Origin of the sequence: uncultured Fibrobacter sp. (genome assembly GCF_946062555.1) — a bacterium.
Classification (GTDB): Bacteria; Fibrobacterota; Fibrobacteria; order Fibrobacterales; family Fibrobacteraceae; genus Fibrobacter.
This window is the reverse complement of record NZ_CAMGVQ010000103.1, coordinates 1-6,410: the sequence shown is the minus strand read 5'-3', so window position 1 is coordinate 6,410 and position 6,410 is coordinate 1. Positions and strand designations below refer to the sequence as shown.

The window sequence follows — 6,410 nt, the reverse complement described above, 5'->3', positions numbered from 1 at the left end:
TTTCCAAGAATTCTCTTGGACCCGTCACTAAGCACATCTCCGATTCCTTCAATCTACTCAGCAACCTCTCGGGTTGCTGTCCCTCGATCGCGGCTTACTTGGTTCTTCGCTTTCAGCGTTTCGTTTTCGGCCGTCCCTCTCAGGAACGACGCCAATTATAGAATTTTCAGGAACTTTTGCAAGGGTATTTTTGCAGAAAAAATCGCATTTTTTTCTTATTTTCGCAAAAAACGGGAAAGCAACGAGTCTTTCGCAGGAAAAATACCAAAGAGTTCACAAACTATTCACACAAAAATTTCGGACACTCGAATTTTTCTGCTAAAAATCAGGGCTATTACGCCCGATAGGAGCGAACTATAAGTGAAAAAGGCTCCTTTTCCATGTCAATCGGGGTACTTTCAATCTGCCAACGGAACCATGTCAACTGCCTTTTAGCATAATTGCGGGTCTTTTTCTTAACTTCTTCAACGACTTCGTCCATTAATGCCGACGATTTCACCTGCAAAAGCTCCCTATAGCCAAGGCTTTGCCACGCAGGCGCGTTCAACGGAACATCCTGAGCAAGTTCGTTCACCTCGTCAACCCAACCATCCAGAATCATCTGGTCTACACGGGAATCAATCCTCTTATATAGGGCATCGCGCTCCCGTTGCAGCCAAAAGATTGGCAACTTCCCTATTCCGCCTTCACGGTCTTTCTGGAATTCTGATAGCCTGCGACCCGTCGCCTTGAACACCTCTACGATTCGAACTAGACGATGTACATTGTTCGGTTCCACATTCCGCACCAATTCCGGATCAGCTGCCATCGCCATTTTATACAAACTATCAACACCCTCGCGAACGGCAAGATTTTCCAATTCCAGCCGGACTTCTTCAGGAACCGCGGGAATCTGCGGCAAGCCAAGCATCAGGCTCTGCAGATAAAGCCCCGTCCCCCCCACCAGGATATATTTTTTTCTCGGATTCGCAGACAGCAACTCTTTTACTTTGTTACAAAAGCCACCCGCCGAAAAAGACGACATCGGATCCAGGAAATCAACCAGGTGATGTTTCACCCGCACAAGGCTCGCGACGTCAGGCTGCGCCGTTCCAATACAAAAGCCCTTGTAAATCTGCCTGGAATCGACGCCGATAATTTCGGCATCATAATGTTCGGCAAGCCGCAAGGATAATTCCGATTTTCCGATTCCGGTCGCTCCGACCAACGCAAACAAGACTGGCATGGTCTCAATTTAGTTATATTATCAGCCACCATGGGAAAAATGCAACACGTTGTCGCCATAATCATCGTTCTTACCTCATTGATTGGAGGTTTCATCTTCCTGCTTCCGAAACTTTCAGGAATGCTGGCGACAGACAGCACCACCAACGCCACGGCCACTGACTCCACCACAGTTCAAGAATCCGTTCCAGACACGCTTTCCTTCGAAGAAAAGATGCAGCAGGCCCTGCTCCCTCTGGAAGTCAGCTATTCCAAGCGCAAGAAGCGACATATCTGGACGATGGGAGGCGGCCAAACCGTCATTATGTACCTCCTGCAAGCCCAGAGATTCATCGAAAAGAACGGCGGCAAGATTCTTTTCATGGAAGAACTCTACAACAACAACGAAGTCTTCCAGGCGGCCAAAGTCGACCTGATCAAGGATAACGGGGATACACTGAACCTCGAATTCCAGGTTTCCCGAAACGAATTCAAGCCGGGGGCCTCCATTCTCGCAGTCGCCTTCCAGGTTACGACCTTAACCCCCGAATTGATCGTCAGCTTGAACCAGCTGGATTTCAAGTACGATTTACTCGTTCCGCCCTTCGGTACAAGCGACGACTTTTATCGCGATCTGGACAGAATCAAGCGTAAGGAAATCGCCCTGTGGATCCCCATGGAATCCACCAAGCTTAACAAGGCGCACAACAAACTTCGTCCGCTGCGCATCCACCACACCGAAGAACAAATCGAAAACGTCATCACCGAAGCCCACCGCAAGTTCCCCGAAGCCAAGGGAATCGCCAGCCGCTACGGGGACCAAGCCGTTGAACACAGACAACTCCTGCAAGCCATCCTGAAGCCCACCAAGGAACATGGGCTCTGGTTCGCCGATATCTCCATGAACAAGCTATCCATCGTCCCGCAGACATGCCAAGATATGGAAATGACCTGTAAGTGCACGGCACCGTACAATCCCGACAACAGTTCCCTATCGGACTATACCAAGGCCAAACTGCGCGAAGCCAAGCGGAACGGTCTTGCCACCATGATTCTCCCCTTAAACCAGAGTTCGCTGGATAAGCTCGGCAACCTGTCCGAAATAGCTCAGAAACAGGGCACCACTATCGTAAATTTATCTACCTTTATGAAGAAATGACAAGGAGTCCCGCATGACCGTAAAACTTGGATTTAATGTTGACCATATCGCCACCATCCGCGAAGCCCGCAAAATTTGCGAACCGGATCCCATCGCGGCTGCCGTACTCGCCGAACTCGCCGGAGCGGAAGGCATCACCATGCACTTGCGCGAAGACAAGCAGCACATCCAGGATCGCGACGTCCAGCTTTTGCGCCGCACGGTCACGACCAAGATGAACCTGGAAATCTGCCCCGCACAGGAAATGGTCCAGGTCGCCATCAACAACCAGCCGGACACCGTGACCCTCGTCCCCGAAATCCACACTGAACTTTCCACCGAAGACGGCCTGAATGTCGCCGCCAAGGTGGCAGACCTCGCAAAGCCCGTCATGACGCTCAAGAACAACGACATTGCCGTAGGCGTGTTCATTGACGCCGAAACGGAACAGGTCAAGGCAGCCAAGAAAATCGGAGCAGACTTCGTGGAATTCAACACGGGCAAATACGCCACCAGCTGCGCCCTCGGCAGCAACGAAGAAGTGGAACGCGAAATTTCCGCTCTCGAAGACATGACCGTTCTCGCCCGCAAATACGGCTTGAAGGTCAAGGCAGGACGCGGCCTGAATTACAGGAATGTCGCCCCCATCGCTACGATCGAAGGTATCGACGAACTCGTCATCGGCCACAGCATCGTGAGCAAGTCTGTCATGGTAGGCATCGACCGTGCCGTACGCGACATGCTCGAAATCATCAGGCGTTAATTTTTTAATATAGGGGACGGGGACACCCCGTAACGCCCCGACGCATCAAGGATATCCAGCCCATTCAGCGGCAATACTCGGAGACGCCTTGCGGATTTTTCGGGCCTGTTCACTGCCATTTGCCAGGGCTATATCGCCGCTGGCAATTTTTTGTTTGATTTCTTCAAAAGTTTTCGGCTGTTCCTTTTCCGGGAGTTTGTCGCCCGGAACCAAACAGGGAGCATCGATCGCCGTTTTCGCCCTGTCCTTCACAGGCGTATACTCACGAGCTGCCGGGACCTCGTAGAAACGGTCTTCCTCGGGGCACCACGCCATCAGCTTTTTGCCGTAAACGCAGCCTGCATCGAGACCGATAAATCCCGGACGGTTGACAAAACCCATCTTTGCCCAATGTCCGAAAACGACAGTCTTGTTCCACTTAATTTGTTCAAACCACGGACGATCGTTCCAGAACCTTACAGATAAAACAACTTCCGGGTCCATGTCCTCTAGTCGGGCCTTTCCGGGCTCAAGCCCGGCATGCACGAGCAGTGCATGGGGCGTATCACGCCACAAAGGCCACCGTTTGACAACCGATACAATATAAGCCCATTCTTCCATCGGAAGTTTTGCAAAACGCGCTCGTTGCTTTTCGGTCCAGCCGCTTTCAGGAAGCTCCATCGCGCGTATCAGGTGCTCTTCATGGTTTCCGCGCACCGTCAAGATTCCGTTATCCTGCACGAACCGAAGCGCGCGCATCATATCGGGGCCCTTGTTAATGACATCGCCCGTCTGGTACAGCGTATCCTTTCCGCGCACAAAGCCAAAAGCCTCTACGATGCGTTCGAGTTCGTCGGCGCATCCATGCACATCACCGATGTATAATGTTCTACAGTTCATACGAAGAAATCAAACGTGAAGTGTGGAATGTGAAGTGCGGAATCACATCCCACGTCAAATTACATTCCTCATTCCACATTATTTAATGTGCACCGACTGTCGGATTTTGTTGAGTTCGTCGGCAGTCAGTTCGCGGAATTCACCGGCAGGCAATTCTCCCAAAGTCAGCTTGCAATAGCTCACACGCTTGAGGTCTCGGATTTCGTAACCCACGGCACGCATCATACGGCGGATTTCACGGTTCTTGCCTTCGACAAGTACCAGTTCCGCAAAGCCCTTTTCCAGATAGATATCCGTCGCGAAGGCGATTTCCTCTTCTTCGGCCCCTTCTTCACGGATGTCGACGCCATCCACCAGTTTTTGGGCGGCATGCTCCGATAACGGGCGATCCGTCCACACGTAGTAGCTGCGTGGAATTTCATAGCTCGGATGCGTGAGCCTATGCAACAATTCACCATCATCGGTAAACAGCAGCAACCCGCGGCTCTGCAGGTCAAGGCGTCCCACATACTTCAGGCTCTGGTAGGCCGGAGGCAAGTAGTCATAAACCGTGCGACGACCTTGCGGGTCGGTCTTGGTACACACGCAGCCGGCCGGCTTATGGAACATAATGGTCGTCGTCTTGCGCGGGAGCTTGGCAGGCTTGCCATCCACCAAAATACTATCAGCGTTTTCATCAACCTGGTGACCGAGGTCCTTGACAGTCTCGCCGTTCACCTGCACGCGCCCCTCTTCTATCAAGGTATCGGCGGCGCGGCGACTAGCGATACCGCAGAGAGAAATGAACTTGTTAATGCGCATAGAAAGTAGACAGTAGGAAGTGGTTAGTGGTTAGGATTTTCTTCTTCGTAGAGCAGGCCGAACCGGAGACCTGCGGTACTTATCTTAAATGTTTCGACGCGGAGTTTCTCCAATAGCGACTTGAGCCAGAAAAGCCCGCAAATAATGACTTCATGGCGCCCGTTTTCCAGTCCCGGGAGCATCGCGCGCAGCTCCTTCGACAAGTTCGAAATCTTCGTCGTCACGGCATCCAGATCACTAATGGACAGTTCCAGACCTTCGATAGCCTTGTAGTCGAACTGTTGCTTGTTCAGGTAAACCATCGCAAGGGCCGTACCCGTGCCGCCAATCAGGTACACCGGCTTTTTCGTCATACCCTTGAAAGACACTTCCTTGAAGGTTTCCTTCACGAACTTCTTGTATTCGGGGCCAGGAATCGGGCCCATCGCCTTGAACATCTTGAGCGCGCCCACCGGAATCGAGAATGTGGTATCGCCGTTGCTGAGTTCCGTAGATCCACCACCGATGTCAATCGTCACGATACCTTCGCCATGCCATTCTTTCACGGAACGGTAGGTGAGCTTGCCTTCTTCTTCGCCGCTGATGATCCGCGGCTTCATCCAAAGGGTCTTCTCGACGGCGGCAATCACTTCGTCAGGGTTCTCGGCATTGCGCATAGCCTCGGTCATCACGGCGGCCTTAAGGTTTGCCCCCAAGGCATGCAAGTCCATGCGGAACTTCGTCATGATGGCTTCGAGTTCCTTGATTCGCTTTTCGGTAATGGCGCCGTGCTCGTAAATGTCTTCGCCCAGGCGACAGACTTCAACTTTCTGCAGCTTCGGCACCAGCACCTTTTGATCCGTGGACACTTCGGCAGGCTCAGCGTCCTTAGCGTCGGTGGTTTCAGTCGGCGATTCGGTCCCTGAACTTGCCGAAGGGGTCGAACTTTCGAACGCAGCAATCAGCAGGATGCAACTGTGGCTCCCGATGTCGACCGTAGCAATCAACTTGTTATCCATTCTTCGCCTCGTCAGTGCTGCCGGAGGCCGCTTCGTCTTTGGCCTTCAGCATGCCACTTTTAATCTTCTCAGCAATCTTTGCCGGATTCGTCAGGAATTCTTTCGCAAAAGCAATCGCTTCTTCTATCACAGAATCAGGATGTTTCCCGTTCCAACCGGCGACCAAGTCGCCCGATTCACTACCGAGTTCCTTGCCTTCGCGAATTTCCTGCCCCATCTTAAGGGCAAGCAACAGTCCGAGTTCAAAGGCGCGGGGTTCATTTTTACCATCAAGAAGCTTTTCAACGCGCTTGACACGTTCTTCGTAAGGGATATTCTCTAATTCGGCTAGATCTTTTTCTGAAATCATGCCCCAAAAATAGAAAACGAGTTCCGGACTTGTCCGGAACTCGCCAACAAAGGAGAAAATTGTTGAGATTACTTCTTTGCAGCAGGCTTCTTTGCAGCAGCAGGCTTCTTTGCAGCGGCCGGCTTCTTTGCAGCGACCGGCTTCTTGGCAGCGGCCGGCTTCTTGGCAGCGACCGGCTTCTTGGCAGCGGCCGGCTTCTTGGCAGCAACGGGCTTCTTGGCAGCGACCGGCTTCTTGGCAGCGACCGGCTTCTTTGCAGCGACCGGCTTCTTTGCAGCG

8 protein-coding genes are annotated in these 6,410 nt (G+C 52.2%); 2 read left to right on the top strand and 6 right to left on the bottom strand.

The annotated features are described in order from the left end of the window. Positions 1–334 precede the first annotated feature (334 nt). Positions 335–1,225 carry a tRNA (adenosine(37)-N6)-dimethylallyltransferase MiaA gene (gene miaA, locus Q0P86_RS16265; RefSeq protein WP_295040937.1) on the bottom strand — a complete coding sequence of 297 codons (891 nt, stop codon included), beginning with the start codon at positions 1,223–1,225 and terminating at the stop codon, positions 335–337. A gap of 30 nt (positions 1,226–1,255) precedes the next feature. Here miaA and Q0P86_RS16260 point away from each other — a divergent pair, with 30 nt between their 5' ends. After that, positions 1,256–2,362 carry a divergent polysaccharide deacetylase family protein gene (locus tag Q0P86_RS16260; protein WP_295040935.1) on the top strand — a complete coding sequence of 369 codons (1,107 nt, stop codon included), beginning with the start codon at positions 1,256–1,258 and terminating at the stop codon, positions 2,360–2,362. Positions 2,363–2,375: 13 nt separating this feature from the next. Beyond that, a complete protein-coding gene (locus Q0P86_RS16255; RefSeq protein ID WP_072980409.1) occupies positions 2,376–3,104 on the top strand; it encodes a pyridoxine 5'-phosphate synthase in 729 nt (242 codons plus the stop codon). A 45-nt stretch (positions 3,105–3,149) separates the two neighbouring features. On the opposite strand, the gene Q0P86_RS16250 is transcribed toward Q0P86_RS16255, so the two are convergent. The 5 genes from Q0P86_RS16250 to Q0P86_RS16230 all read right to left on the bottom strand — a co-directional run. Beyond that, a complete protein-coding gene (locus Q0P86_RS16250; protein WP_290992476.1) occupies positions 3,150–3,983 on the bottom strand; it encodes a metallophosphoesterase in 834 nt (277 codons plus the stop codon). Between the two features lie 78 nt (positions 3,984–4,061). Next, on the bottom strand, positions 4,062–4,784 hold the full coding sequence (locus Q0P86_RS16245) for a pseudouridine synthase (protein WP_295040932.1): 723 nt from the start codon (positions 4,782–4,784) through the stop codon (positions 4,062–4,064). A gap of 23 nt (positions 4,785–4,807) precedes the next feature. After that, positions 4,808–5,782: a phosphatase gene (locus Q0P86_RS16240; protein ID WP_291024570.1), complete on the bottom strand. Its 975-nt coding sequence runs from the start codon at positions 5,780–5,782 to the stop codon at positions 4,808–4,810. Further along, on the bottom strand, positions 5,775–6,131 hold the full coding sequence (locus Q0P86_RS16235; RefSeq protein WP_290992469.1) for a hypothetical protein: 357 nt from the start codon (positions 6,129–6,131) through the stop codon (positions 5,775–5,777). Before Q0P86_RS16235 ends, Q0P86_RS16240 begins: the two co-directional genes overlap by 8 nt. Positions 6,132–6,199: 68 nt before the next feature. Then, positions 6,200–6,410 (bottom strand): hypothetical protein (locus tag Q0P86_RS16230; RefSeq protein WP_295040929.1); only part of this gene is annotated, 211 nt, incomplete at its 5' end.

What these genes read in the sequence shown, in the direction of transcription:
- miaA (WP_295040937.1), bottom strand. Translation starts at nt 1,225, where the DNA reads ATGCCAGTCTTGTTTGCGTTGGTCGGAGCGACCGGAATCGGAAAATCG.
- Q0P86_RS16260 (WP_295040935.1), top strand. Translation starts at nt 1,256, where the DNA reads ATGGGAAAAATGCAACACGTTGTCGCCATAATCATCGTTCTTACCTCA.
- Q0P86_RS16255 (WP_072980409.1), top strand. Translation starts at nt 2,376, where the DNA reads ATGACCGTAAAACTTGGATTTAATGTTGACCATATCGCCACCATCCGC.
- Q0P86_RS16250 (WP_290992476.1), bottom strand. Translation starts at nt 3,983, where the DNA reads ATGAACTGTAGAACATTATACATCGGTGATGTGCATGGATGCGCCGAC.
- Q0P86_RS16245 (WP_295040932.1), bottom strand. Translation starts at nt 4,784, where the DNA reads ATGCGCATTAACAAGTTCATTTCTCTCTGCGGTATCGCTAGTCGCCGC.
- Q0P86_RS16240 (WP_291024570.1), bottom strand. Translation starts at nt 5,782, where the DNA reads ATGGATAACAAGTTGATTGCTACGGTCGACATCGGGAGCCACAGTTGC.
- Q0P86_RS16235 (WP_290992469.1), bottom strand. Translation starts at nt 6,131, where the DNA reads ATGATTTCAGAAAAAGATCTAGCCGAATTAGAGAATATCCCTTACGAA.